This is a genomic window from Citrobacter sp. Colony219 (assembly GCF_019382635.1).
Taxonomy (GTDB): domain Bacteria; phylum Pseudomonadota; class Gammaproteobacteria; order Enterobacterales; family Enterobacteriaceae; genus Citrobacter; species Citrobacter youngae.
In genome coordinates this window covers 1989269-2013880 of the sequence record NZ_CP080033.1, presented here as the reverse complement: position 1 = coordinate 2013880, position 24612 = coordinate 1989269, and the positions used below count along the sequence as shown (strand labels likewise).

The window sequence follows — 24612 nt, the reverse complement described above, 5'->3', positions numbered from 1 at the left end:
TGCTCGCCATTCACCACCGCACGAGCCTGGGCTGGATTCAGCGGTGAAGACTCAATCTTCTGGAAAAACTCGGTATGCTCCGCCAGCATCGCATCGGTGTATGCCTGATTGTGCTGTAAGCGACAGGCTTCAATGTCCTTCAACCATGCCTGGCATTGGTGCAACGCCTCACGGCAATTATCAAATTCTTCCAGTCGGTTGATCGGGAGCGGGAGCGCGGCAAAGGCACGGCGGATCTGCTGCTGCAGCCCTGACGTTTGTTCGCGCGTCAGCCATTTGTTATCACTGGTACGCGCCGCAATCGCATCCAGCTGTTGCTGTAAAACTCCCGCAGCGACGTCGCTCATCTCCTGGCTCCACTGCTGCCAGAGGATGTTCAGATGATGGTGGAAACGTTGGGTTTCCGCCCATTCAGTGCCGTGAAGGCGTACAACTTTATCATCAGAAAGCACAAATTCCAGCTCACCCCATACCAGGCCCCTTTTACAATGGATAGCCAGTAACTGATTGAATGGAATAAGATACTCATGACGGTCGCCAGAGACTTTAATGCCGGCATTGAGAATAACGGCCCGATCGTAAGGGTGTTGCGCCAGACGTTTTCCCAGAGAAGTTGCTTTCAGTTCCATAAGACTTACGCGGATCCACACGAAGAGGTTTGCTTATCAGTGTAACCGCCAGAGAAAACGTGCTCCAGCCCAAAAAAACGTTACAATTGCCAAACTCACAGAAAACCAGAGTTAACCGAGGGTTTATGCGTACTGTTCTGAATATTTTAAATTTTGTGCTTGGGGGATTCGCCACCACCTTAGCCTGGTTACTGGCGACGTTAGTCAGTATCGTGCTTATCTTCACACTACCCTTGACCCGCTCCTGCTGGGAAATCACACGCTTGTCGCTGTTCCCCTACGGTAATGAGGCGATTCACGTTGATGAACTCAACCCGGCGGGTAAAAACGTGCTTCTGAATACCGGCGGTACGCTGCTCAACATTTTCTGGCTGATTTTCTTCGGCTGGTGGCTGTGCCTGATGCATATTGTTTCCGGTATTGCCCAGTGCATTACGATTATTGGTATTCCGGTTGGTATTGCGAACTTTAAAATCGCCGCAATTGCACTCTGGCCCGTTGGTCGTCGCGTGGTTTCAGTCGAAGTTGCCCGTGCCGCACGCGAAGCCAACGCGCGTCGTCGCTTTGAATAATCGGAACTGATGGCCTTTATGTTAAGTCCACTGCTTAAACGCTATACCTGGAACAGCACCTGGCTGTACTACGTGCGGATTTTTATCGCGCTCTGCGGCACTACGGCGCTGCCGTGGTGGCTGGGTGACGTCAAACTGACCATCCCGCTCACGCTGGGCATGGTTGCTGCCGCGCTGACCGATCTGGACGATCGGCTCGCGGGTCGTCTGCGTAATTTGATCATTACGCTGATCTGCTTTTTCATTGCTTCGGCTTCCGTCGAATTGCTCTTCCCTTGGCCGTGGCTTTTCGCAATTGGATTAACGCTTTCCACCAGCGGCTTTATTTTGCTGGGGGGCTTAGGTCAGCGTTATGCGACCATCGCCTTTGGTGCATTACTGATCGCCATTTACACCATGCTGGGAACATCACTGTACGACCAGTGGTATCAGCAACCGATCCTGCTGCTTGCAGGCGCCATCTGGTATAACCTTCTGACGCTCATCGGTCACCTTCTGTTCCCGATTCGTCCACTGCAGGACAATCTGGCACGCAGCTACGAACAGTTGGCACACTACCTGGAGCTGAAATCCCGCCTTTTTGATCCCGACATTGAAGATGAAAGTCAGGCCCCCTTGTATGAGTTAGCGCTGGCCAATGGGCAACTGATGGCGACGCTGAACCAAACAAAAGTATCATTACTGACCCGTCTGCGCGGTGACCGCGGACAGCGAGGAACCCGCCGCACACTGCATTACTATTTTGTCGCGCAGGATATTCACGAACGCGCAAGTTCCTCACATATTCAGTACCAGACGCTACGCGACCATTTCCGTCACAGCGATGTGATGTTTCGTTTCCAGCGACTAATGTCGATGCAGGGACAAGCCTGTACGCAACTGTCTCGCTGCATTTTGCTACGCACCCCTTACCAGCACGATCCACACTTTGAGCGAGTCTTTACACATATAGATGCTGCCCTTGAGCGCATGCGTGCAAGCGGTGCCCCTGCAGATCTGCTCAATACGCTGGGATTCTTACTATCGAACCTGCGGGCTATTGATGCGCAACTGGCCACCATTGAGTCTGAACAGGCTCAGGTACTCTCGCGCAATGAGTCAGAAAATCAGCTTGCCGATGACAGTCCGCACGGATTCAGTGATATCTGGCTGCGTCTGAGTCGCAATTTTACGCCAGAGTCGGCGCTGTTTCGCCACGCGGTTCGCATGTCTCTGGTGCTCTGCGTCGGGTACGCCATTATCCAGATAACGGGCATGAACCATGGCTACTGGATCCTGCTGACCAGCCTGTTTGTCTGCCAGCCCAACTACAACGCCACACGACATCGTCTGGCGTTAAGGATTATCGGCACATTAGTCGGGATAGCGATTGGACTGCCCATCCTGTGGTTCGTCCCATCGCTGGAAGGGCAATTAATACTGCTGGTGATCACCGGCGTGCTCTTTTTTGCTTTCCGCAATGTTCAGTACGCACATGCCACAATGTTTATCACGCTGCTGGTATTGCTGTGCTTTAACCTGCTTGGTGAAGGGTTTGAAGTCGCACTGCCGCGCGTCATCGATACGCTGATTGGTTGTGCCATCGCATGGGCAGCCGTCAGTTTCATCTGGCCAGACTGGCGCTTTCGCAACCTGCCACGGGTGATTGAACGGGCGACCGATGCAAACTGTCGTTACCTTGATGCCATTCTCGAACAGTATCATCAGGGGCGAGACAATCGTCTGGCATACCGTATTGCGCGCCGCGATGCGCATAATCGTGATGCGGAGCTGGCATCCGTGGTGTCGAATATGTCGAGTGAACCGGATGTCACTGCCCAAACGCGCGAAACGGCATTCCGCTTGCTGTGCCTCAACCATACCTTTACCAGTTATATCTCGGCACTGGGCGCACACCGTGAACAGTTAACCAACCCGGACGTTCTGGCATTACTGGACGATGCCGTTTGCTATGTTGATGATGCACTTCATCATCAACCCGCTGACGAGCAGCGCGTATACCAGGCGCTTGAAGGACTGAAGCAACGGATTCAGCATCTTGAACCACGCCCGGACAGTAAAGAACCACTGGTCGTACAGCAAGTTGGCCTATTGATAGCGCTACTACCAGAAATCAGACGATTACAGCAGCAAATTGCCGCATTGCCGTCTAGTACACCGGTTCAGGCGTAAGAGAACTCACCCACTCCACAAGCTCCTGGCGACGAATCGCCGGGAGCGCCGCCTCATGAATTCCCCCAATTGCGCCTTCAAGGGCATAGAGTATTTTCACCGTCAGGGCGGGATTAACCTGTCGCAGTTTCAACCAGCACATTTTTGCCCCCAACATGCGTAATGTGCTTTCATCTTTTATACCTGCTTCATTCAGCAGGGTTTCCAGATGGAATGTCATGTTCGGCAGTCCACGCAGGCGATGCTGTGCAAAACGACTTTGCTTTTCTTTTAACGCCGCATCCAGTGAATACCGTGATAGCGACACCAGTTGTTGCTGGTTTTGCCACAGCGTATCGTTCACCTGATAATAATTGAGCACCACCGGACGTCCACGTTTTATAAATGTCAGCCAGACAGGGGAATGTTTTACACAGTACTGCGCACTCTGTTCACAGGCCCGAAGATATAACTCGCCACTGGCGACCATGGCGAATACCGTGTCCTCAACCGTCAGGCTATAACCCCCAAACAGCGATCGATAACGAATAGTCCCCAATGACGCCAGATATTCTTGTGATTTATAGATCCTTGCATAAGAAAGTTTTTTCATAAAAATCCTTTTAAATCATAACGTAATAAAATGATTTGCAGTAGCGGATCCGTTAATGACGAAAATAGGCAACTTATTCGCAAGGGGCAAGATGAATTTTGTTTTTCCCGTAACAACAACCAAAAACTGCGAACCTGTTTCAGAAAATAAGGTTGATCTTTGGTGATAGCAGGGTTACTGTATATTCATACAGTGACTCACAGGGCTGGATTGATTATGTACACTTCAGGCTATGCAAATCGTTCTTCGTCGTTCTCTTCCACAGCAAGCAAAATTGCGCGCGTGTCGTCAGAGCACACTACCGCTGGGCTTATCAGTGAAGTGGTCTATCGCGAGGACCAGCCCATGATGACGCAGCTCCTGCTGCTTCCCCTGCTTCAGCAATTAGGTCAGCAGTCGCGCTGGCAGCTGTGGCTGACGCCTCAGCAAAAACTAAGCCGGGAGTGGGTGCAGTCGGCCGGGCTTCCATTGACGAAAGTCATGCAAATTAGCCAACTCTCTCCCTGCAATACGCTAGAATCTATGGTTCGTGCGCTACGCACGGGTAACTACAGCGTCGTAATTGGCTGGCTGACGGAAGAATTAACCGAAGATGAACATGCCGAGCTGGTAAAAGCAGCAGATGAAGGCAATGCGATGGGATTTATCATGCGTCCTGTTCGCGCTCAGACACTTGCGGGGAGACAGCATTCCGGGCTAAAAATTCACTCGAATTTGTATCATTAAGTAAAATTAGGATTTATCCTGGAATTTTTTTTCACCCTCAAATTCGGCTTTGAGCTTTAACACCTTTTTTGTGAGAACGCCTGTGTGAAGCGGTTTCCGCGATAGTAGCTGTACAATTAATCATCCACAAATGTTAAATATTGTGTATACAAGCCTTTTTTTTTCATATGCCTGACGGACTTCACACTTGTAAGTTTTCAACTACGTTGTAGACTTTACATCGCCAGGGGTGCTCGGCGTAAGCCGCAGATATCGGTAGAGTAACTATTGAACTGGTCCCCGGGTGAAGGATTTAACCGTGTTATCTCTCTGGAGATATTCATGGCGAATTTTGGATGATAACGAGGCGCATAAAATGAAAAAGACAGCTATCGCAATTGCAGTGGCACTGGCTGGTTTCGCTACCGTGGCGCAGGCCGCTCCGAAAGATAACACCTGGTATACTGGTGCTAAACTGGGTTGGTCCCAGTTCCATGACATCGGCAACAATCAGATCAACAACAACGGACCGACCCACGAAAGCCAACTGGGTGCTGGTGCGTTCGGTGGTTACCAGGTTAACCCGTACGTTGGTTTTGAAATGGGTTACGACTGGTTAGGTCGTATGCCGTACAAAGGCAACACTGAAAATGGCGCATTCAAAGCTCAGGGCGTTCAGCTGACCGCTAAACTGGGTTACCCAATCACTGACGATCTGGACGTTTATACCCGTCTGGGTGGTATGGTTTGGCGTGCAGATGCTAAAAACAACGACGGCTTCAAAGACCACGACACTGGTGTATCCCCAGTATTCGCTGGCGGCGTAGAGTATGCAATTACTCCTGAAATCGCTACCCGTCTGGAATACCAGTGGACCAACAACATCGGTGACGCGAACACCGTTGGTGGTCGTCCAGACAACGGTCTGTTGAGCGTTGGTGTTTCTTACCGTTTCGGCCAGCAGGAAGAAGCAGCTCCGGTAGTTGCTCCGGCTCCGGCTCCGGCTCCAGAAGTACAGACCAAACACTTCACTCTGAAGTCTGACGTTCTGTTCAACTTCAACAAAGCGACTCTGAAACCAGAAGGCCAGCAGGCTCTGGATCAGATGTACAGCCAGCTGAGCAACCTGGATCCGAAAGACGGTTCCGTCGTTGTTCTGGGCTTCACTGACCGCATCGGTTCTGACGCTTACAACCAGGGTCTGTCTGAGAAACGTGCTCAGTCTGTTGTTGATTACCTGATCTCTAAAGGTATTCCTTCTGACAAAATCTCCGCACGTGGTATGGGCGAATCCAACCCGGTTACCGGCAACACCTGTGACAACGTGAAAGCTCGCGCTGCGCTGATCGACTGCCTGGCTCCGGATCGTCGTGTTGAGATCGAAGTTAAAGGCATCAAAGACGTTGTAACTCAGCCTCAGGCTTAAGTTATCGTCTTATAAAAAAACCCCGCCTGGCGGGGTTTTTTTTCACCTACATATCATGTAAAAGCACAGACACATTCCATATTGACGTTACCCGTACCCTACTCTTTACCCAGTAACGCCTGTAGATCCTGTTTCAATGTCGACATCTTGTTCGCATACTTTTCTTTATGTTCCGCATCTTCAATCAACTGCACAATCGTTTCTGAGAGCGTTTTACCACGTCGCTGCGCAAGCCCGGCTAAACGCTGCCAGACCATAAACTCCAGATCGATCGATTTCTTACGCGTATGCTGATGTTCTGCATTAAAGTGCCGCTTACGCCTCGCCCGGATCGTTTGCTTCATACGATTGAGCAGTGCTGGGTTCATGTATTCTTCAATCCAGGCGTTGACCCGAACCGGTTCATTTTCGAGGGTTAGCAACAAATCAACGGCTTCTTTGGCAGCGCTGGCTTCCACATAGCGGGTAATCAACTCCCCCTCGCGATGCTTCTTCACCAGGTACTTCCATTTCCATCCGCTTTCAAGATTTTCAAGTTGTTGATATTTCATTGCGATCTCAATGTTACCGTGTAACTCTTATCAGAATATCAGCTTTTTCGGCATCTGAAGAAAAGAATATCCAGCCTGTGAACTGTCGCTCGTCATCACATTCGTTTAGCGGCGCTTTCCACGTGTGCAGTGCTGATGGTTACGGTATAATCTCGTTTTTTACAACAGACTAAAAAACATCAACTTTGACCATTACGAAACTTGCATGGCGTGATCTGGTTCCTGATACCGATAGCTATCAGGAAATATTTGCACAGCCGCACGTCACTGACGACACCGACACCTTACTCAGTGATACTCAGCCACGTTTACAATTCGCGCTAGAGCAACTTCTTCAGCACTGGGCTACGTCCTCGTTTATGCTGGTGAAAGCGCCCGAAGAGCTGGAGTATCTCAATCTTATTGCAACGGCTGCACGTACCTTGCATGCGGATGCCGATAAGTTAACCGGGGGGCATTACGATGTATCCGGCCACACTATTCGTTACCGCGCAGCAGAGAAAGCAGACGACAACTTTGCGACGTTAACTCAGGTGGTTAATGCTGACTGGGTTGAGGCCGAACAACTGTTTGGCTGTCTGCGCCAGTTCAATGGCGAAATTACGCTGCAACCGGGACTGGTCCATCAGGCCAACGGCGGTGTGCTGGTTATCTCATTGCGCACACTTCTGGCTCAGCCGTTGTTGTGGATGCGCCTGAAAGCCATTGTCAGCCACGAACGTTTTGACTGGGTGGCCTTTGATGAGTCTCGCCCCCTGCCAGTCTCCGTCCCTTCTATGCCGCTTAAACTGAAAGTGGTGTTGGTCGGCGAACGTGAATCGCTGGCAGACTTCCAGGAAATGGAACCAGAACTGGCAGAACAGGCTATCTACAGCGAATTTGAAGATAACTTGCAGATAGTGGATGCCGAAACCATGACACAGTGGTGTCAGTGGGTAACGCATACTGCCCGCCGCAACAATCTGCCCTATCCCGCTGCCGATGCCTGGCAGGTTCTCATCCGCGAAGCCGTTCGCTATACCGGCGAACAGGATACGCTGCCGCTTAATCCGCTATGGATCACCCGCCAGCTCAAAGAAGTGGCCCCTCTTTGCGACAGTGATACCTGCACTGCTGAGCAATTGAGCCTGATGCTTGCTCAGCGTGAATGGCGAGAAGGATTCCTCTCTGAACGGATGCAGGATGAGATCCTGCAAGAGCAGATCCTCATTGAAACGGAAGGCGAGCGTATTGGGCAAATAAACGCCCTGTCGGTGATCGAATTTCCAGGTCATCCCCGCGCATTTGGTGAACCTTCACGTATCAGTTGCGTCGTGCATATTGGCGATGGCGAATTTACCGATATTGAACGTAAAGCCGAGCTGGGCGGAAATATTCATGCCAAGGGTATGATGATTATGCAGGCGTTCCTGATGTCGGAACTCCAGCTTGAACAGCAAATACCGTTCTCTGCCTCTCTGACATTTGAGCAATCATACAGTGAAGTAGACGGTGACAGCGCCTCTATGGCAGAACTGTGTGCGCTAATAAGCGCTCTCGCTGACGTTCCCGTCAATCAAAGCATCGCGATAACCGGTTCTGTCGATCAGTTTGGTCGTGCTCAACCTGTCGGCGGTCTGAATGAGAAAATTGAAGGCTTCTTTGCCATCTGCCAGCAGCGTGAATTAACGGGGACTCAGGGTGTGATTATCCCTGCAGCCAACGTCAGACATCTGAGCCTGCCACCCGCACTGTTGCAGGCTGTTGAAGAAGAAAAATTCACTATCTGGGCAGTAGACGACGTGACCGATGCGCTGCCACTGCTATTAAATTTGGTGTGGGATGGAGAAGGTCAGACGACGCTGATGCAAACTATCCAGGAGCGTATTGCTGCGGCAACGCAACAGGAAGGCCGTCACCGTTTTCCATGGCCGCTACGTTGGCTGAATTGGATTATTCCGAACTGATCGGACTTGTTCAGCGTACACGTGTTAGCTATCCTGCGTGCTTCAATAAAATAAGGCTTACAGAGAACATGGTAGATAAACGCGAATCCTATACAAAAGAAGACCTTCTTGCCTCTGGTCGCGGTGAGCTGTTTGGTGCTAAAGGCCCACAACTGCCTGCACCAAGCATGCTGATGATGGATCGTGTCATCAAGATGACCGAAACCGGCGGCAACTTTGACAAAGGTTATGTGGAAGCTGAACTGGACATCAGCCCGGACCTGTGGTTCTTCGGATGCCATTTTATCGGCGATCCGGTAATGCCAGGTTGCCTGGGTCTGGATGCCATGTGGCAGTTGGTTGGATTCTATCTCGGCTGGTTGGGCGGCGAAGGTAAAGGCCGTGCACTGGGCGTGGGCGAAGTGAAATTCACGGGTCAGGTTCTGCCGACCGCGAAGAAAGTCACTTACCGCATTCACTTCAAACGCATCGTTAACCGCCGCCTGATCATGGGTCTGGCTGATGGTGAAGTGCTGGTTGATGGTCGCCTGATCTACACCGCAAATGATCTGAAAGTGGGTCTGTTCCAGGACACCTCGGCGTTCTAATCGCAGACATCTGTAGGTCTGGCAGTGCGACATGGCCGAATGGCAGCGCTCGTTATTTTGCCGGTCTACAAAAGGCGAAACCTCCGCTAAGCGGAGGTTTCTTTTATCTAAAGAGACAGAATCAGGCCATTAAAACCCTATCCCCCATGGCTTCTCGCCAGCCTCCCAGCCAGTATGACCTCTGATTCAGCGTCTGATAGGGACACATTTCTTTTGAGCGTCCGGCAATGCCGGCCTGATATCCACGTTGATGTGCCCGTTCCAGGCGATCTCGTTTTTGTCTCTTCATGCCTCGTTTCCCTCATTTTTAGGTCTGGTGGAAAAGAAAACAGTGATTACTAAGTGTGCAATCACACTAAACGAATACCCCTAAACATTAAGCTCGTCAATGCGCAAAATTCACGCCAGTGTCATATTTGTGAGCTAGCCTCTAAATCATTTGTACAAAAATAGTCAGTCAGAACAGCTATCTCCACGGCTAAAAAAATAAAAAAAACCGCCCCGGGCGGTGAGCCAGGGGCGGCATAATTTACAATTATTTAAGCTTATGGGATGCGTTTCAGCTCCTGGGCGATTGCCGTCGCTTCCTGACTCCAGGCGCTGGCCAGAACTTTCACCATTTCATCGTAGCCATCCTGCGTCTGTACAACTTCGATATGGAACGGACGCTTGATTAATTGCCCCTGGTGATTCAGCAACCATTCACCGCTGACAATCACTTTGCCGTCGTAACGTCCGTGAAAGCCTGTCACCGTCACGTTAAGCGTATCCTGAGTGCTTCCCAGCGGCTGCGAAGCAACAACCCAGCCAGGCAACTGCATACTGAGGTTAGCAACCAGCGTATTGCGCAATTGCTGATCTAATGGGCTGGCCCAGAGATTATTATTGGCTATCACATATTGCACATCGCTGGTCTGGTAAACCACCCCATTACCGGCCAGATAATCAGGTACCGCAATCTGTTCAACCCACAGCAGACGGTTTCCCTGATTGGCGGAGCTCTGCACACCGCCTTGTGCGATAGGGAGCTGGTAATAGCTTTTATTCTCTCCGCTGGAGCTACATGACGTCAGCCAGACCGCCATCATCACCACTAGCCACTTTTTCATTGTTTCGCCCTCTTCGGCTCTGGATCTTTTTTGTCCTTCGCTTCAAACACCAGCGCGTTGCTCTTGTCGTTCAGCGTTTTCAGAACCGGCTGCAGTTCACGCAGTACCTGATCAAGACGCTGCATATCTGCCACCATCTTGTTATAGGCCGCAGAACCCGGCTGGAAGCCCTGCATGCTGCGATTCAGTTCACGTAACGTATTCTGCATATCCGCAGGAAGCTGCTGCATCGACTGGCTGGACGTGATCTTATTCATGTTATCCAGCGTGGTTTGCAGATGCTTCATCGTGCGCTGGCTTTCCGACAGCGTATTGGTTGCCTGCTCAATCATCGGGTTCAGCGGCAGGCCATTAATCTTATCCAACGCTTCCATCAGACGTTGCTGAATCTGCGCCAGACCGCCACTCACTGTTGGGATAATTTGATAACCATTAAACTCGCGTACCCCTGTAATTGGCGGCTCTTTCGGGTAAAAGTCGAGATCGACATACAGCGCGCCGGTCACCAGGTTCCCCGTCTTCAATGAGCCTCTCAGCCCACGTTTGAGCAACTCAGCAAGATGAGCCCCCACATCGGTGTCTTCACCCAACTGCGCTTTCAGCCGTTCAGGTTCAATGCGCACCAGAACAGGAATGCGGTAATCATTGTTAAATACCTGGCGCATATTTGGCGCAAAGAAAGGCACTTTACTTACTGTACCCAGGCGTATACCACGGAATTCCAACGGCGCACCCGGCTGCAGACCACGAATTGAATCCTTGAAGAACATCAGGTAATCAATGTGATCGGTATACAAGGAATCCTGAATACTTTTTTGATCGTCATACAGATTAAAAGAGGAATGCTGTTCAACCGGTTGGCCTTGCTCCAGCCCTTCCGGTACGTCAAAGCTTACCCCACCGCCAAACAGCGTCGTGAGCGAGCCCATTTCTACTCGCATACCTGCCGAAGTGAGATCGACGGCAATACCGCTGTCTTTCCAGAAACGGACATTACTGGTTACCAGTCGATCGTTTGGCGCATTGATGAAAAGCTGGTAGCTGATCGTGCGTTTTTGAGCATCAAACGTGCTGGTCTCAACCGAGCCCACGCGATATCCACGGAACAGCACCGGGTCACCCGGACTCAATTGACCGGCTTTTTTACTGTCCAGGATCACGCGGATCCCTTTCGCATCAGGCGGCGCCAGCGGTGGAGAATCGAGCAATTGGTAATTTTCCAGCTTGCTGCCTTTATTACCGGGTTGCAGCTCAATATATGCCCCGGACAACAGCGTTCCCAGGCCACTGATACCTTCACGCCCCACCTGCGGCTTCACAACCCAAAAAACAGAATCTTTATGCAGCAGCTTTTCCATACCGGAATTAAGACGCGCTTTAATCTCCACATGGGTCAGATCATCCGTCAGGGTTGCGCTCTCAACGATGCCGACGTCCACACTGCGGCTCTTAATCGTCGTTTTGCCCCCTTCAATACCTTCGGCATTGGTCGTAATCAACGTGACTTCCGGCCCCTGATGGCTGTAGTGGTAAAACAGAACCCATGCGCCAATGAGTGCAGTGACGATCGGGAATATCCACACGGGCGACCAGTTTTTTACCTTCTGCACTTTGGCTTCCCCACTTTTAGATTCCATGCTGTCAGGACTCCTCATGGCCTGGTTCTGGTTCACGGTCCCACGACAGACGCGGATCAAATGTCATCGCAGAAAACATTGTCATAATGACGACTAAAGCAAACATCAAAGCACCCATTGCAGGATAAATGTTCATTAACCCTCCCATGCGCACCAGCGCAGAGAGTACCGCAATAACAAAAACGTCGATCATTGACCAGCGACCGACAAATTCCACCACCTCATAAATCAGGTGCATACGTTCGCTGTCGCGTTTGCCATGCCCTTTGGCATCCCAACATAGCCAGGCAATGGCGATCATTTTTAAGGTCGGCACCATAATACTGGCGATAAAGATAACTGCAGCCACGGGATAAGAACCTTCGCTCCAGATTAAAACCACGCCCTCAAGAATGGTTGATGGCAGTTTTGACCCCAGCAAATCGGTGATCATAATCGGCAGAATATTGGCAGGAAGATAAAGCATGATCGACGTGAACAGTAATGCCAGTGTCCATTGCAAACTGTTTTTACGACGCACATAGCCTTTCGTTTGACAGCGCGGACACACCAGCTCATCAGCCGGAAGAATAGCCGTGCAACAGGAGCAGGAACGCAATCCTTGTCGGATACCAGGCACGCCAGGTTTTAAGACCTGTTTGATAGCCGGCATCGGCGCAATATCATCCCACAGCCAGCGACGATCGACACACTGGAATGCTCGTAACTGGAGAAGACAAAAGAAGCACCACGGGATGAAACTACTGCCCACACCGATATCGCCATAGGCCATTAGTTTAACAAAGCTCACCAGCACGCCCGCGAGGAAGATTTCGGCCATTCCCCAGCTTTTTAGCTGAAACAAAATGCGCGCCAGCCATGCTTTAAGCCGCTCGGGCATCTGAACCCGGTTTACCAGTAGCAGGATCGTCAGCAGACAAAAGGCCGGAACCAACTGAACGAATAAGATAAAGAAGGTGCCGAGACTGGCGTAATCTTCAGAAAAGAGCACGCTGGGAATTTGCAGCAACGTCACTTCACTACTCACCCCTGCGACGTTCATATTCACAAAGGGAAACAGGTTTGATAAAAGCAGCATGAACAATGCTGCTAACACATAGGCGGTAGGACGCTGCCGTGGCGCGTCCCACTCAACCGTTAACGTAGTGCCACATCGTGGACATGCCGCTTTCTGACCATGCTCAAGGCGAGGAAGCGCCACCAGCATGTCACACTGCGAGCACAAAATATGCTTCGCGGCATGGTGATGTTCGCACATATGTGCTCCTTTAATTATGCGCCATTCTTCAAAGACTCAAGATACTCCCAGCGCTCAAAGGCTTGCTCAAGTTCTTGTTCTGCTTCGTTCAGATTAGCTAACACCTGTTGCGTTTGCTCGTGCGGCTGACTAAAAAACGCGGCGTCAGCAACCTGAGTCTGTAAGGCTTCCAGCTTAGCTTCCAGTTCTTCAAGCAACGCAGGAAGCTGCTCCAGTTCGCGCTGTAGTTTATAGCTTAGTTTGCTGGTGCCGCGTTTTACAATTTCTGCTTTAGGCGCAACAGTTTCCTCCGTTTTTTTCTCAACGGGTTGTTTAAACGCCACATACTGTGTTTGTTGGCCACGCGCGTCATGATAGCCGCCCACATAACGACCAATTTTGCCGCCACCTTCAAAAATCCAGCACTCGGTAACAGTATTGTCAACAAACTGACGGTCGTGGCTCACCAGCAATACGGTCCCCTGATAACCGTCAATCAACTCTTCGAGCAGTTCCAGCGTTTCGACGTCGAGATCGTTGGTGGGTTCATCGAGAATTAACAGATTGCTGGGTTTCAGGAACAAACGCGCCAACAGCAGGCGATTGCGTTCCCCGCCAGAGAGAGCACGTACTGGCGTCATCGCACGTTTCGGATGGAACAGGAAGTCCTGAAGATAGCCCAGCACATGGCGCGGCTTACCGTTCACCATCACCTCTTGCTTACCTTCAGCAAGGTTATCCATCACGGTTTTATCCGGATCCAGTTCAGCACGGTGCTGGTCGAAATAGGCAACTTCCAGTTTCGTCCCGACGTGGATGCGACCACTGTCGGCCTGTAATTGTCCCAGCATCAGCTTCAGCAGCGTTGTTTTGCCGCAGCCGTTAGGCCCAATTAAGGCAATTTTGTCGCTGCGCTGCACCTGCGCGGAGAAATATTTCACCAGCTGCTTCCCGTCAACCTGGTAATCAACATTCTCCATTTCGAAAACAATCTTGCCTGAGCGGCTCGCTTCTTCGACCTGCATCTTCGCTGTGCCCATCACTTCACGCCGCTCGCCACGCTCGCGACGCATGGCTTTCAGCGCACGCACGCGACCTTCATTGCGGGTTCGACGCGCCTTAATACCTTGACGGATCCAGACTTCTTCCTGCGCCAGTTTGCGGTCAAATTCCGCGTTTTGTAACTCTTCTACGCGCAATGCTTCTTCTTTATCCAGCAGATACTGATCGTAGTTCCCGGGATAGGTCACCAGCTTGCCGCGGTCGAGATCGACAATGCGCGTCGCCATATTGCGAATAAATGAACGGTCGTGGGAGATGAAAATGATTGTCCCATTGAAGGTTTTCAGGAACCCTTCCAGCCAGTCGATGGTTTCAATATCCAGGTGGTTCGTCGGTTCATCCAGCAGCAGTACGCGAGGGTTACTTACTAACGCACGGCCCAGCGCCGCCTTACGTAACCAGCCGCCGGAAAGCGATGCCAGCTCCATGTCTGCTTCCAGGCCAAGCTGTTCCAGTACTTCATTAATACGGTTTTCCAGCTGCCACAGATTATGGTGATCCAGCTGTTCCTGAACCTTCGCCAGTTCCTGGAGGTTTTTATCACTCGGGTCGGTGATCACCAGATGCGAGATATCATGATAACGCTTGAGGTAAACCGCCTGTTCTGCAATCCCTTCGGCGACGAAATCGTAGACGCTACCCTGCACGTTGCGCGGCGGATCCTGCTGCAGACGCGCCACAACCAGATCCTGCTCATAAATAATACGCCCATCGTCAAGACCCTGCTCACGGTTCAGGATCTTCATCAGCGTCGATTTGCCCGCGCCGTTACGGCCTACCAGACAGACGCGTTCGTTATCCTCGATATGCAATTCTGCATTATCAAGAAGTGGCGAATCGCTGAACGACAGCCATGCGCCATGCATACTGATCAATGACATTTATTTTTCCTTTCAGGCTGCGGTAATCAGCCAGCAGTTGTGGATCTGGCGGTTACGGGCAAAGTCCTGGGAAAGCGTTTTTTGGGTAATTTCTTGTGCTTTCAATCCCAGTTCAGCCAGACCGTCGAGGTCCATACGGAATCCACGTTTGTTGTTGGAGAACATAATCGTGCCGTCTTTACGCAGCAGGCGTTTCAGATCTTTCATCAGCGCCAGATGATCGCGCTGCACATCGAACGAGTCTTCCATACGCTTAGAGTTAGAGAACGTCGGCGGATCAATGAAGATCAGATCAAACTGTTCATTGGCATCACGCAGCCAGCCCAGGCAGTCGGCCTGAATCAAGCGGTGCGCACGTCCGCTTAACCCGTTCAGTCGCAGGTTACGCTCTGCCCATTCCAGATAGGTACGCGACATATCTACCGTTGTGGTGCTGCGCGCACCGCCCAATCCCGCATGTACGCTGGCGCTGCCGGTATAGGAGAACAGGTTAAGGAAGTCTTTCCCTTTGCTCATCTGCCCCAACATGCGGCGTGCAATTCGGTGATCGAGGAACAGGCCGGTATCCAGATAATCGGTCAGGTTTACCCACAGGCGCGCGTTATACTCGCTCACCTCAATGAACTCGCCCTTCTCGTTCATTTTCTGGTATTGGTTCTTCCCTTTCTGGCGCTCACGGGTTTTCAGCACCAGTTTATTGGGCGCGATTTCCAGTACCGACAGCGTTGCGGCGATAATGTCGAACAGGCGTTGACGTGCTTTCTGCGCATCAACCGTCTTCGGCGGCGCATATTCCTGAACCACGACCCAGTCACCATAGCGGTCCACTGCAACGTTGTATTCCGGCAGGTCAGCGTCATACAGGCGATAGCATTCAATCCCTTCCTGACGTGCCCATTTTTCCAATTTCTTAATATTCTTGCGCAGGCGGTTGGCATAATCTTCCGCCACCGTTGCAGGTTTGCTGTCAGCGGTCGTTTCTGCAACGTGATAGTTCTTCTGTACGCAATCCAGCGGACCATTTTTCGCTTTAAACTGTTTATCCGCACGCAATTGCAGGCTGCTGAGCAGATCCGGCGAGGCGCTGAACAGCGACAAATTCCAGCCGCCAAACTGGTTTTTCATCGTGCGTCCCAGCAGGCTGTGCAGAGCTATCAACGCCGGTTCGCTATCCAGACGTTCGCCGTATGGCGGGTTGCTGATAACCGTCCCATACGGTCCTTTCGGCAGCGGGTTGCTCAGTTTAGCGACATCTTTAACTTCAAACGTCATCAGATCGGCAATACCGGCGCGGCGGGCATTACTGCGCGCTTTTTCAATTACCCGCGCATCGCTGTCAGATCCATAGAAGTGCGAGGTATAGTCCGCCAATCCTTTGCGTGCACGAACCTGTGCTTCGGCTTTGACTTCTTGCCAGACGACTTCATCGTGCTGCGCCCAACCGTTGAAGCCCCAGTAGCCACGGTGCAGGCCCGGCGCGCGATCGGTTGCCCACATCGCCGCTTCAATCAGCAGTGTGCCGGAACCACACATCGGATCGAGTAACGGGGTTCCCGGCTGCCAGCCAGAACGCATAACAATAGCGGCGGCCAGCGTTTCTTTAATCGGCGCCTGACCCGCGCGATCGCGATAACCACGCTGATGCAGGCCGTCACCGCTCAGATCGAGGGCGATGCTGGCGGTATCTTTGTTCAACCAGACGTTAATGCGCAGATCGGGTGATTCACGATCTACGTTCGGACGCGGCAGGTTTTTACGGGTAAAGGCATCGACAATCGCATCCTTTACTTTCAGTGCACCGTACTGACTATTACGAATCGTCTCGTTCAGGCCGCTAAAATGCACGGCAAAGGTGGCACCAGGATTAAATATCTCTGTCCAGTCGATTGCCTGAACGCCGAGGTACAGATCAAGATCGCTGTAGACCTTGCATTCTCCCATCGGCAGGATAATGCGCGAGGCCAGGCGGCTCCACATCAGGCTCTGGTAAACAAGCCGCGTGTCGCCCTTAAAATGGACCCCACCCTGAACGACCTGGCACTCCAGCGCGCCGAGGTTTTCCAGTTCAGTTTTTAACAGCTCTTCCAGCCCGCGGGCCGTACTGGCAAACAGAGAATTCATAATGTCACTTTTACTCCAAGAAAATTGCTGCGCATTATAGCTAATATGGGCTGTATGTCATAAAGTTGAAGGCTTATTTTCATTCGAGGGGCTGTACAGTGGTCACGTTAACCCGACTTTTTATCCATCCGGTTAAATCAATGCGCGGCATTGGGCTAACGCACGCCCTGGCAGATATCAGCGGCCTTGCCTTTGATCGCATATTTATGATCACTGAACCTGACGGAACGTTCATCACTGCCCGACAGTTCCCGCAAATGGTCCGCTTTACCCCTTCTCCTTTCCACGATGGACTGCATCTTACGGCGCCAGACGGCAGCAGCGCGTTAGTGCGCTTTGCCGACTTTGCCACCCAGGATGCACCAACAGAAGTGTGGGGAAACCATTTTACCGCGCGAGTAGCACCAGCGGATATCAATCGCTGGATCAGCGGTTTCTTTTCCCGTGATGTGCAGTTGCGTTGGGTTGGCCCGCAACTGACGCGCCGGGTAAAGCGCCACGATGACGTTCCCTTATCCTTCGCCGACGGTTATCCCTACCTGCTGACCAATGAAGCGTCGCTACGCGATCTGCAACAGCGCTGTCCGGCAAGCGTCAAAATGGAACAGTTTCGCCCTAATCTGGTGATTTCAGGCGCTGGCGCCTGGGAAGAAGATACCTGGAAAGTGATTCGCATCGGCGACGTCATTTTTGATGTGGCAAAACCCTGTAGCCGCTGTATTTTCACTACCGTTAGCCCGGAAAAAGGCCAGAAACATCCGTCTGGCGAGCCACTGGCAACGCTGCAAACCTTCCGCACGGCGGCGGACAACGGTGATGTCGATTTCGGCCAGAATCTCATCGCCCGTAATAGCGGCGTAATTCGTGTAGGTGATGAAGTCGAAATACTGGCGACCCGACCCGCCCGGCTGTACAGCGCGACGGAATCTGATGATACGGCTTTGCAACAACAACCTGATGCAACAGTGATGATTGACTGGCAGGGTCAAACGTTTCGCGGAAATAATCAGCAGGTATTGTTGGAACAGCTGGAAAACCAGGGGATCCGTGTTCCCTACTCGTGTCGTGCGGGAATTTGCGGATGCTGCCGGATTCGGCTGGTAGAAGGCGAAGTCAACCCACTGAAAAAATCAGCGATTGGCGATGACGGAACGATTCTTTGCTGCAGTTGTGTACCCAAGACAGCAATCAGGCTGGAAAGTTAGACCGCCTGCTCAAGGTTGAAACTGTCGACAATTGCCTGTGGTTTCAGTCTGTCATTCATGATTTTAATCGCATCGCCAAGTTGCATGGTGCGACCAGCGATGACCACTCCGGGCTGCGCAAGCAAACACAGTGCGGCATTTTCACCCGGCTCGACCACTAACAGATTTACCTGTTCTTCGGTATCGCTTAAATCCACACAGGCGGCGTCACCCACGGTTGGCGACCAGTTAATACCGTGCGCAACAAAGTGCCAGCTTTTTGGCATTTGCGGTTTAAGATACCGAATAGCCACCAGCGCATTTAGCACCAGTTCCGCTTTTTGTTCTTTAGCTAAATCCAGATAACGGCATTTTTCTTCGAAGGAGAAATAAAGCGCGGCGTCATCAACACAAAAACCAGATGGAGAAAAAGCATCAGGCGTGAGCATTTTACGCGCAAAACGCGAGCGGAATAACATGCCATTGGCTAAATCGAGCATCATACGATCGTGCTCTTCATCATAATACCAGCGCCAGTTATCGTCGGGTTTAATTCGCATCAGTTTCTCTCCTTTCCTTAATCATCGCCATTACGACAGTATCCTTTTGCCGCTTCGTTTATTGCCTTAATAATAAAAGCTCAGAATGTTTAAATAAGCAACAGTAAAGGAATATAAAACAACCAGGGCCAGAAATAAAGCCCTGGTTGTCGGATTAAGGCATAGATCAGATATTGCTGACGATTTCTTTAATCAACGGCGGACCTTTAAAAATAAAGCCCGAATAAATCTGTACGAGGCTTGCGCCGGCAGCCATTTTTTCCCGCGCGGCAATCACCGAGTCGATCCCGCCAACACCAATAATTGGCAACTGCCCTTTTAATTCCTGAGACAACTGGCGAATAATTTCTGTACTTTTTAATTGCAATGGTCGCCCGCTCAGACCACCCATTTGATCGCAATTTTTCATTCCCTGAACGAGCGAACGATCGAGCGTGGTGTTAGTCGCAATTACGCCATCAATATTATGCCGAACTAAACTGTCAGCAACCTGGATCAGTTCTTCCACAGAAAGATCCGGCGCGATCTTTACCGCCACCGGCACATATTTATGGTGGATCGCTTGCAGATCGTTTTGCTTATTTTTAATAGCCGTCAGCAGATCGTCCAGAGCCTCGCCGTATTGCAGCGTACGTAATCCCGGCGTATTCGGTGAAGAGATATTAATCGCAATATAACCTGCATAAGCATAGACTTTTTCCATACAAATCAGATAGTCATCTTTGCCATTCTCTACTGGGGTATCTTTATTCTTACCAATATTAATCCCCAGAATACCGTCAAAATGCGATTTTTTAACGTTCTCAACCAGGTTATCAACTCCGTGGTTATTAAACCCCATACGGTTGATCAAACCTTCTGCATCGACCAGACGGAACAGACGCGGTTTATCGTTACCCGGCTGAGGACGCGGCGTCACGGTACCTATTTCAATTGAGCCGAATCCCATCGCGCCAAGTGCATCAATGCACTCCCCGTCTTTATCCAGTCCGGCAGCAAGACCGAGCGGGTTTTTAAACGTCAGCCCCATACAGGTAACCGGTTTTGCCGGTACTTTCTGGCGGACAAGCGCTTCAAGCGGCGTGCCGGTAATGCGACGTAACTGCTGGAATGTCAATTCATGAGCGCGCTCTGGATCGAGCTGAAAAAGGGCTTTACGAACGAAGGGGTAGTACATGAACTCTCCTGGATTCCCGGTGTGCAAACCGGGGGCGTATTATGTGCGATCGCGAGCAAAAAGGGAATTGACCTGCGGCAATAAATAGCAATCGTTTTCCTGGCCCCTGCCTTTTTATTCAATTTCCAACTTTTCTATCCCGTATAAATCATTTCGATAAACAAAATCTCTCTGCCAGACTGCATAAATTGTTATCAATGTTAATTAAAAGCAAACAATTGGTTATAAGCGGAGAATGAAATTATGCGCGTCATCACTCTGGCGGGGAGCCCTCGCTTTCCTTCTCGCTCCAGTGCGTTACTGGAATATGCCCGAGAAAAACTGCACGGTCAGGATATCGAAATCTTTCACTGGAACCTGCATAACTTTGCCCCGGAAGACCTAATCTATGCCCGTTTTGACAGTCCGGCGTTGAAGACATTTATTGAACAACTGCAAGATGCTGACGGGCTGATTGTCGCCACGCCGGTCTACAAAGCCGCTTACTCTGGCGCACTGAAAACGCTGCTCGATCTGCTCCCCGAGCGGGCGCTGGAAGGAAAAGTGGTGTTGCCGCTGGCGACCGGCGGCAGCGTGGCGCATTTACTCGCCGTCGATTACGCGCTGAAACCGGTACTGAGTGCGTTAAAAGCCCAGGAGATCCTGCACGGCGTATTTGCCGATGATTCGCAGGTCATCGATTATCAGCATAAACCGCAGTTTACGCCCAACCTGCAGCAGCGCCTGGATAGTGCGCTCGACACCTTCTGGCTGGCATTGCATCGTCGCGATATCCAACTCCCTCAACTGAATGCCCTGCGAGGTGCCGCCCATGCTTAATCTGCTCAAACGTCACACGTCGTGGTTCACACTGGCTGGGCTGCTGTCACTGTCAACGCTGGCGCACGCCGCAGAACCTGCGCCCGATGCTCTACGCATTGGTTATCAGAAAGGGAGCGTCAGCATGGTGTTGGCAAAAAGCCATCAATTGTTGGAGAAACGCTACCCGCAAACCAAAATCTCGTGGGTTGAGTTCCCTGCCGGGCCACAAATGCTGGAAGCGCTCAATATCGGCAGTATCGATCTCGGCAGTACGGGTGACATTCCACCCATTTTCGCCCAGGCCGCGGGGGCAGATCTGGTTTACGTGGGCGTTGAGCCCCCCAAACCGAAAGCTGAAGTGATTCTGGTGCCGAAAAATAGCCCGATCCAGAACGTCGCGCAGCTTAAAGGACATAAAGTCGCTTTCCAGAAAGGTTCCAGCGCCCACAATTTACTGCTCCGTGCACTGCAACAGGCTGGGCTGAAATTTACCGATATTCAACCGACCTATCTGACGCCAGCCGATGCGCGAGCGGCCTTCCAGCAAGGAAACGTTGATGCGTGGGCTATCTGGGATCCCTACTATTCCGCCGCGTTATTGCAAGGTGATGTACGCGTGCTAAAAGACGGCTCAGACCTCAAGCAAACCGGTTCGTTTTATCTCGCCGCACGTCCTTATGCCGAAAAAAATGGCGCTTTTATTCTTGGCGTACTGAATACCTTTAGCCAGGCCGATGCGTTAACCCTCAGCCAGCGCCAGCAAAGCATTGCCCTGCTGGCTAAAACCATGGGCCTGCCTGAGCCGGTAATTGCCTCTTATCTGGATCACCGCCCGCCAACCACCATTACGCCCGTCAGCGACTCTGTTGCTGCGCTACAGCAACAAACCGCGGATCTGTTTTATGACAACCGTCTGGTGCCGAAAAAAATCGATATTCGCCAGCGTATCTGGCAACCCACTCAGCAGGCAGGAGAAAAATTATGAGTCTGAACATATTCTGGTTTTTACCCACCCACGGTGACGGTCATTATCTTGGAACGGAAGAAGGTTCGCGCCCGGTCGATCACGGATATCTGCAACAAATTGCGCAAACGGCCGACCGTCTGGGGTTTACCGGCGTGCTGATCCCCACCGGTCGCTCCTGCGAAGATGCCTGGCTGGTCGCCGCCTCGATGATCCCGGTCACCCAGCGGTTAAAATTTTTGGTCGCGCTACGCCCAAGCGTCACCTCGCCGACGGTTGCCGCGCGTCAGGCAGCAACGCTCGACAGGCTTTCTAATGGTCGGGCGCTATTTAACCTGGTGACCGGCAGCGATCCGCAGGAGTTGGCTGGCGACGGCGTGTTCCTCGATCACACCGAGCGCTATGAAGCCTCTGGCGAATTTACTCAGGTCTGGCGGCGCTTGCTGCAAGGTGAAACGGTGGATTTCAACGGCAAACATATTCATGTTCGCGGGGCAAAACTGTTCTTCCCGCCGATCCAGCGGCCACATCCTCCACTCTATTTCGGCGGCTCGTCTGACGTCGCACAAGATCTGGCCGCCGAACAGGTTGATCTCTACCTGACCTGGGGCGAACCGCCTGAACAGGTGAAAGCGAAGATTGAACAGGTGCGGGCCAAAGCAGCGGCGCTCGGGCGCAAGATCCGCTTCGGTATTCGTCTGCATGTGATCGTACGGGAGACAACGCAAGAGGCGTGGCAGGCAGCGGATCGTCTGATATCCCATCTGGATGACGACACCATCGCCAAAGCCCAGGCCGCCTTCTCAAAAACGGATTCGGTTGGTCAGCAGCGAATGGCTGCACTGCACAACGGTAAACGCGACAAACTGGAAATTAGCCCGAACCTGTGGGCAGGGGTAGGACTGGTGCGCGGTGGCGCAGGGACCGCACTGGTTGGGGATGGTCCTACGGTCGCAGCGCGTATTAACGAGTATGCCGCGCTGGGAATCGACAGCTTTGTGCTGTCCGGGTATCCGCATCTGGAAGAGGCATACAGAGTTGGTGAGCTGCTGTTCCCGCATCTGGATGTCGCGATACCAGAAATTCCGCAACCGCGGCGCCTGCAACAGCAAGGCGAAGCGGTTGCGAACGAATTCATCCCGCGTAAAGTCGCACAAAGCTAAGGAGCGACTAATGGCAACGACGAAAAACAGATGGTTATTGCGCCTCGCGCCCTGGTTTTTACCGGTCGGTCTGGTGGCGCTCTGGCAGCTCGCATCATCAATGGGCTGGCTGTCCAACCGCATACTGCCCTCTCCGGAGGGTGTTATCGAAGCCTTCTGGACACTTTCCGCCAGCGGCGAGCTTTGGCAGCATCTGGCCATCAGTTCCTGGCGCGCGCTGATCGGATTCTCTATCGGTGGATCGATTGGCCTGACGCTGGGACTGATCAGCGGTCTTTCGCGTTGGGGAGAACGCCTGCTGGATACCTCGGTGCAGATGCTGCGTAACGTACCGCATCTGGCGCTGATCCCGCTGGTGATTTTGTGGTTCGGTATTGATGAATCCGCCAGGATCTTTCTCGTCGCCCTGGGCACGCTGTTCCCGATTTACATCAACACCTGGCACGGGATACGCAATATCGACCGCGGGCTGGTTGAAATGGCGCGCAGCTATGGGTTGTCTGGTTTTTCACTGTTTATTCATGTGATCCTCCCCGGCGCCCTGCCCTCGATTATGGTTGGGGTGCGTTTTGCTCTCGGACTGATGTGGCTGACGCTCATTGTAGCGGAAACCATTTCAGCCAATGCCGGTATTGGCTACCTGGCGATGAATGCTCGCGAATTTCTGCAAACCGATGTGGTCGTGGTGGCCATTATTCTCTACGCCCTGCTCGGCAAGCTAGCCGATGTCAGTGCCCAACTGCTGGAGCGAATCTGGCTGCGCTGGAACCCGGCTTACCATGTGAAGGAGGCTACCGTATGAACACCGCTCGCCTGAACCAGGGCACGCCGCTTTTGCTGAGCGCCGTGACAAAACAATACGCCGCCAATACGGTGCTCAATCAGTTAGATTTGCATATTCCGGCCGGACAGTTCGTTGCCGTGGTAGGCCGCAGTGGCGGAGGTAAAAGTACGTTGCTGCGCCTGCTGGCTGGGCTGGAGTCGCCCACCTCTGGCGCATTACTCGCCGGAACCACCCCGCTGGCAGAGATTCAGGATGATACGCGAATGATGTTTCAGGATGCGCGTCTGCTGCCATGGAAGACGGTTATCGATAACGTGGGTCTGGGTCTGAAAGGTCAGTGGCGCAATGCAGCCCGAGATGCGCTGGCCGCAGTTGGGCTGGAGAATCGTGCTCAGGAGTGGCCCGCAGCGCTTTCTGGCGGACAAAAACAGCGCGTGGCTCTGGCGCGGGCATTAATTCATCGCCCCGGTCTGCTTCTGCTGGATGAACCCCTCGGCGCGCTGGATGCCTTAACCCGCCTTGAAATGCAGGAGCTGATTGTCTCTTTGTGGCAAGAGCACGGCTTTACCGTACTGCTGGTCACCCATGACGTGAGTGAAGCTGTGGCAATGGCCGATCGCGTTTTGCTGATTGAGGATGGAAAAATCGGACTGGATTTAACGGTGGATATTGCGCGACCACGCCGGATTGGCTCTCTTCGTCTGGCAGAACTGGAAGCCGAGGTGTTGAATCGGGTGATGCAGCGTGGCGAG

Annotated in this window: 22 protein-coding genes and 1 pseudogene; 12 read left to right on the top strand and 11 right to left on the bottom strand. The window is 52.0% G+C overall.

Annotation, left to right across the window (positions count from 1 at the left end; all coding sequences use genetic code 11):
• Positions 1–629 (bottom strand): annotated as a pseudogene (gene helD, locus JTI85_RS08760) (DNA helicase IV); the annotation flags it as partial.
• A 125-nt stretch (positions 630–754) separates the two neighbouring features.
• On the opposite strand from helD, the gene JTI85_RS08755 reads away from it, so the two are divergent.
• On the top strand, positions 755–1201 hold the full coding sequence (locus JTI85_RS08755; RefSeq protein WP_005123514.1) for a YccF domain-containing protein: 447 nt from the start codon (positions 755–757) through the stop codon (positions 1199–1201).
• A gap of 18 nt (positions 1202–1219) precedes the next feature.
• On the top strand, positions 1220–3373 hold the full coding sequence (yccS, locus tag JTI85_RS08750; protein WP_005123516.1) for a YccS family putative transporter: 2154 nt from the start codon (positions 1220–1222) through the stop codon (positions 3371–3373).
• On the opposite strand, the gene JTI85_RS08745 is transcribed toward yccS, so the two are convergent.
• A complete protein-coding gene (locus tag JTI85_RS08745; RefSeq protein WP_048212109.1) occupies positions 3351–3965 on the bottom strand; it encodes a TfoX/Sxy family DNA transformation protein in 615 nt (204 codons plus the stop codon). The two genes, yccS and JTI85_RS08745, sit on opposite strands and share 23 nt — an antisense overlap.
• 216 nt (positions 3966–4181) lie before the next feature.
• Here JTI85_RS08745 and sulA point away from each other — a divergent pair, with 216 nt between their 5' ends.
• Together sulA and ompA are read left to right on the top strand one after the other, a co-directional pair.
• On the top strand, positions 4182–4691 hold the full coding sequence (gene sulA, locus JTI85_RS08740) for an SOS-induced cell division inhibitor SulA (RefSeq protein WP_040231828.1): 510 nt from the start codon (positions 4182–4184) through the stop codon (positions 4689–4691).
• Positions 4692–5046: 355 nt separating this feature from the next.
• Positions 5047–6096, top strand: a complete 1050-nt coding sequence (ompA, locus tag JTI85_RS08735) for a porin OmpA (RefSeq protein WP_048212110.1) — start codon at positions 5047–5049, stop codon at positions 6094–6096.
• A gap of 98 nt (positions 6097–6194) precedes the next feature.
• Here ompA and matP read toward each other — a convergent pair whose 3' ends face one another.
• Positions 6195–6647: a macrodomain Ter protein MatP gene (matP, locus tag JTI85_RS08730; RefSeq protein WP_005123520.1), complete on the bottom strand. Its 453-nt coding sequence runs from the start codon at positions 6645–6647 to the stop codon at positions 6195–6197.
• Between the two features lie 185 nt (positions 6648–6832).
• Between matP and JTI85_RS08725 the strand changes: the two genes are divergently transcribed.
• Together JTI85_RS08725 and fabA are read left to right on the top strand one after the other, a co-directional pair.
• Positions 6833–8593: a Lon protease family protein gene (locus JTI85_RS08725; protein WP_048212112.1), complete on the top strand. Its 1761-nt coding sequence runs from the start codon at positions 6833–6835 to the stop codon at positions 8591–8593.
• A 68-nt stretch (positions 8594–8661) separates the two neighbouring features.
• Positions 8662–9180, top strand: a complete 519-nt coding sequence (gene fabA / locus JTI85_RS08720) for a bifunctional 3-hydroxydecanoyl-ACP dehydratase/trans-2-decenoyl-ACP isomerase (RefSeq protein ID WP_101742843.1) — start codon at positions 8662–8664, stop codon at positions 9178–9180.
• Positions 9181–9301: 121 nt separating this feature from the next.
• On the opposite strand, the gene rmf is transcribed toward fabA, so the two are convergent.
• From rmf to rlmKL, 6 genes are all read right to left on the bottom strand, one after another.
• Complete coding sequence (rmf, locus tag JTI85_RS08715; protein WP_003035871.1) at positions 9302–9469, bottom strand: ribosome modulation factor; 168 nt, start codon at positions 9467–9469, stop codon at positions 9302–9304.
• 256 nt (positions 9470–9725) lie between these two features.
• Positions 9726–10289, bottom strand: coding sequence for a membrane integrity-associated transporter subunit PqiC (pqiC, locus tag JTI85_RS08710; RefSeq protein WP_116360280.1), 564 nt, complete (start codon positions 10287–10289; stop codon positions 9726–9728).
• Complete coding sequence (pqiB, locus tag JTI85_RS08705) at positions 10286–11926, bottom strand: intermembrane transport protein PqiB (RefSeq protein WP_048212114.1); 1641 nt, start codon at positions 11924–11926, stop codon at positions 10286–10288. Before pqiB ends, pqiC begins: the two co-directional genes overlap by 4 nt.
• 4 nt (positions 11927–11930) lie before the next feature.
• The gene (gene pqiA / locus JTI85_RS08700) at positions 11931–13184 is read right to left on the bottom strand and encodes a membrane integrity-associated transporter subunit PqiA (RefSeq protein WP_048212115.1); all 1254 of its coding nucleotides are present in this window, start codon (positions 13182–13184) and stop codon (positions 11931–11933) included.
• Between the two features lie 14 nt (positions 13185–13198).
• A complete protein-coding gene (locus tag JTI85_RS08695) occupies positions 13199–15106 on the bottom strand; it encodes an ABC transporter ATP-binding protein (protein WP_219352438.1) in 1908 nt (635 codons plus the stop codon).
• A 12-nt stretch (positions 15107–15118) separates the two neighbouring features.
• Complete coding sequence (gene rlmKL, locus JTI85_RS08690; protein WP_101742827.1) at positions 15119–17227, bottom strand: bifunctional 23S rRNA (guanine(2069)-N(7))-methyltransferase RlmK/23S rRNA (guanine(2445)-N(2))-methyltransferase RlmL; 2109 nt, start codon at positions 17225–17227, stop codon at positions 15119–15121.
• A gap of 98 nt (positions 17228–17325) precedes the next feature.
• Between rlmKL and JTI85_RS08685 the strand changes: the two genes are divergently transcribed.
• A complete protein-coding gene (locus JTI85_RS08685) occupies positions 17326–18432 on the top strand; it encodes a YcbX family protein (RefSeq protein ID WP_137346273.1) in 1107 nt (368 codons plus the stop codon).
• On the opposite strand, the gene zapC is transcribed toward JTI85_RS08685, so the two are convergent.
• Positions 18429–18971 (bottom strand): cell division protein ZapC, encoded by a 543-nt coding sequence (gene zapC / locus JTI85_RS08680; RefSeq protein ID WP_061067635.1) that lies wholly within the window; start codon positions 18969–18971, stop codon positions 18429–18431. The two genes, JTI85_RS08685 and zapC, sit on opposite strands and share 4 nt — an antisense overlap.
• Positions 18972–19137: 166 nt before the next feature.
• Complete coding sequence (gene pyrD, locus JTI85_RS08675) at positions 19138–20148, bottom strand: quinone-dependent dihydroorotate dehydrogenase (RefSeq protein WP_061067634.1); 1011 nt, start codon at positions 20146–20148, stop codon at positions 19138–19140.
• A 243-nt stretch (positions 20149–20391) separates the two neighbouring features.
• Here pyrD and ssuE point away from each other — a divergent pair, with 243 nt between their 5' ends.
• The 5 genes from ssuE to ssuB all read left to right on the top strand — a co-directional run.
• Entirely contained in the window at positions 20392–20967 is a 576-nt protein-coding gene (gene ssuE, locus JTI85_RS08670; protein ID WP_137346274.1) for an NADPH-dependent FMN reductase, read from the top strand.
• On the top strand, positions 20960–21934 hold the full coding sequence (locus JTI85_RS08665; RefSeq protein WP_061067632.1) for a sulfonate ABC transporter substrate-binding protein: 975 nt from the start codon (positions 20960–20962) through the stop codon (positions 21932–21934). The genes ssuE and JTI85_RS08665 overlap by 8 nt, the downstream gene beginning before the upstream one ends.
• Positions 21931–23076: an FMNH2-dependent alkanesulfonate monooxygenase gene (gene ssuD, locus JTI85_RS08660; RefSeq protein WP_219352437.1), complete on the top strand. Its 1146-nt coding sequence runs from the start codon at positions 21931–21933 to the stop codon at positions 23074–23076. The genes JTI85_RS08665 and ssuD overlap by 4 nt, the downstream gene beginning before the upstream one ends.
• Before the next feature lie 10 nt (positions 23077–23086).
• Complete coding sequence (ssuC, locus tag JTI85_RS08655) at positions 23087–23878, top strand: aliphatic sulfonate ABC transporter permease SsuC (RefSeq protein ID WP_219352436.1); 792 nt, start codon at positions 23087–23089, stop codon at positions 23876–23878.
• Positions 23875–24612 (top strand): aliphatic sulfonates ABC transporter ATP-binding protein (gene ssuB / locus JTI85_RS08650; protein ID WP_219352434.1); only part of this gene is annotated, 738 nt, incomplete at its 3' end. The genes ssuC and ssuB, both read left to right, overlap by 4 nt.

Excerpts from the sequence above, each read along its gene's own strand:
- JTI85_RS08745 (WP_048212109.1), bottom strand. The coding sequence starts at position 3,965 with ATGAAAAAACTTTCTTATGCAAGGATCTATAAATCACAAGAATATCTG.
- ssuC (WP_219352436.1), top strand. The coding sequence starts at position 23,087 with ATGGCAACGACGAAAAACAGATGGTTATTGCGCCTCGCGCCCTGGTTT.
- zapC (WP_061067635.1), bottom strand. The coding sequence starts at position 18,971 with ATGCGAATTAAACCCGACGATAACTGGCGCTGGTATTATGATGAAGAG.
- sulA (WP_040231828.1), top strand. The coding sequence starts at position 4,182 with ATGTACACTTCAGGCTATGCAAATCGTTCTTCGTCGTTCTCTTCCACA.
- pqiC (WP_116360280.1), bottom strand. The coding sequence starts at position 10,289 with ATGAAAAAGTGGCTAGTGGTGATGATGGCGGTCTGGCTGACGTCATGT.
- JTI85_RS08755 (WP_005123514.1), top strand. The coding sequence starts at position 755 with ATGCGTACTGTTCTGAATATTTTAAATTTTGTGCTTGGGGGATTCGCC.
- ssuE (WP_137346274.1), top strand. The coding sequence starts at position 20,392 with ATGCGCGTCATCACTCTGGCGGGGAGCCCTCGCTTTCCTTCTCGCTCC.
- ompA (WP_048212110.1), top strand. The coding sequence starts at position 5,047 with ATGAAAAAGACAGCTATCGCAATTGCAGTGGCACTGGCTGGTTTCGCT.
- pqiA (WP_048212115.1), bottom strand. The coding sequence starts at position 13,184 with ATGTGCGAACATCACCATGCCGCGAAGCATATTTTGTGCTCGCAGTGT.
- pyrD (WP_061067634.1), bottom strand. The coding sequence starts at position 20,148 with ATGTACTACCCCTTCGTTCGTAAAGCCCTTTTTCAGCTCGATCCAGAG.
- matP (WP_005123520.1), bottom strand. The coding sequence starts at position 6,647 with ATGAAATATCAACAACTTGAAAATCTTGAAAGCGGATGGAAATGGAAG.
- yccS (WP_005123516.1), top strand. The coding sequence starts at position 1,220 with ATGTTAAGTCCACTGCTTAAACGCTATACCTGGAACAGCACCTGGCTG.
- JTI85_RS08695 (WP_219352438.1), bottom strand. The coding sequence starts at position 15,106 with ATGTCATTGATCAGTATGCATGGCGCATGGCTGTCGTTCAGCGATTCG.
- pqiB (WP_048212114.1), bottom strand. The coding sequence starts at position 11,926 with ATGGAATCTAAAAGTGGGGAAGCCAAAGTGCAGAAGGTAAAAAACTGG.
- rmf (WP_003035871.1), bottom strand. The coding sequence starts at position 9,469 with ATGAAGAGACAAAAACGAGATCGCCTGGAACGGGCACATCAACGTGGA.
- JTI85_RS08665 (WP_061067632.1), top strand. The coding sequence starts at position 20,960 with ATGCTTAATCTGCTCAAACGTCACACGTCGTGGTTCACACTGGCTGGG.
- rlmKL (WP_101742827.1), bottom strand. The coding sequence starts at position 17,227 with ATGAATTCTCTGTTTGCCAGTACGGCCCGCGGGCTGGAAGAGCTGTTA.
- fabA (WP_101742843.1), top strand. The coding sequence starts at position 8,662 with ATGGTAGATAAACGCGAATCCTATACAAAAGAAGACCTTCTTGCCTCT.
- ssuD (WP_219352437.1), top strand. The coding sequence starts at position 21,931 with ATGAGTCTGAACATATTCTGGTTTTTACCCACCCACGGTGACGGTCAT.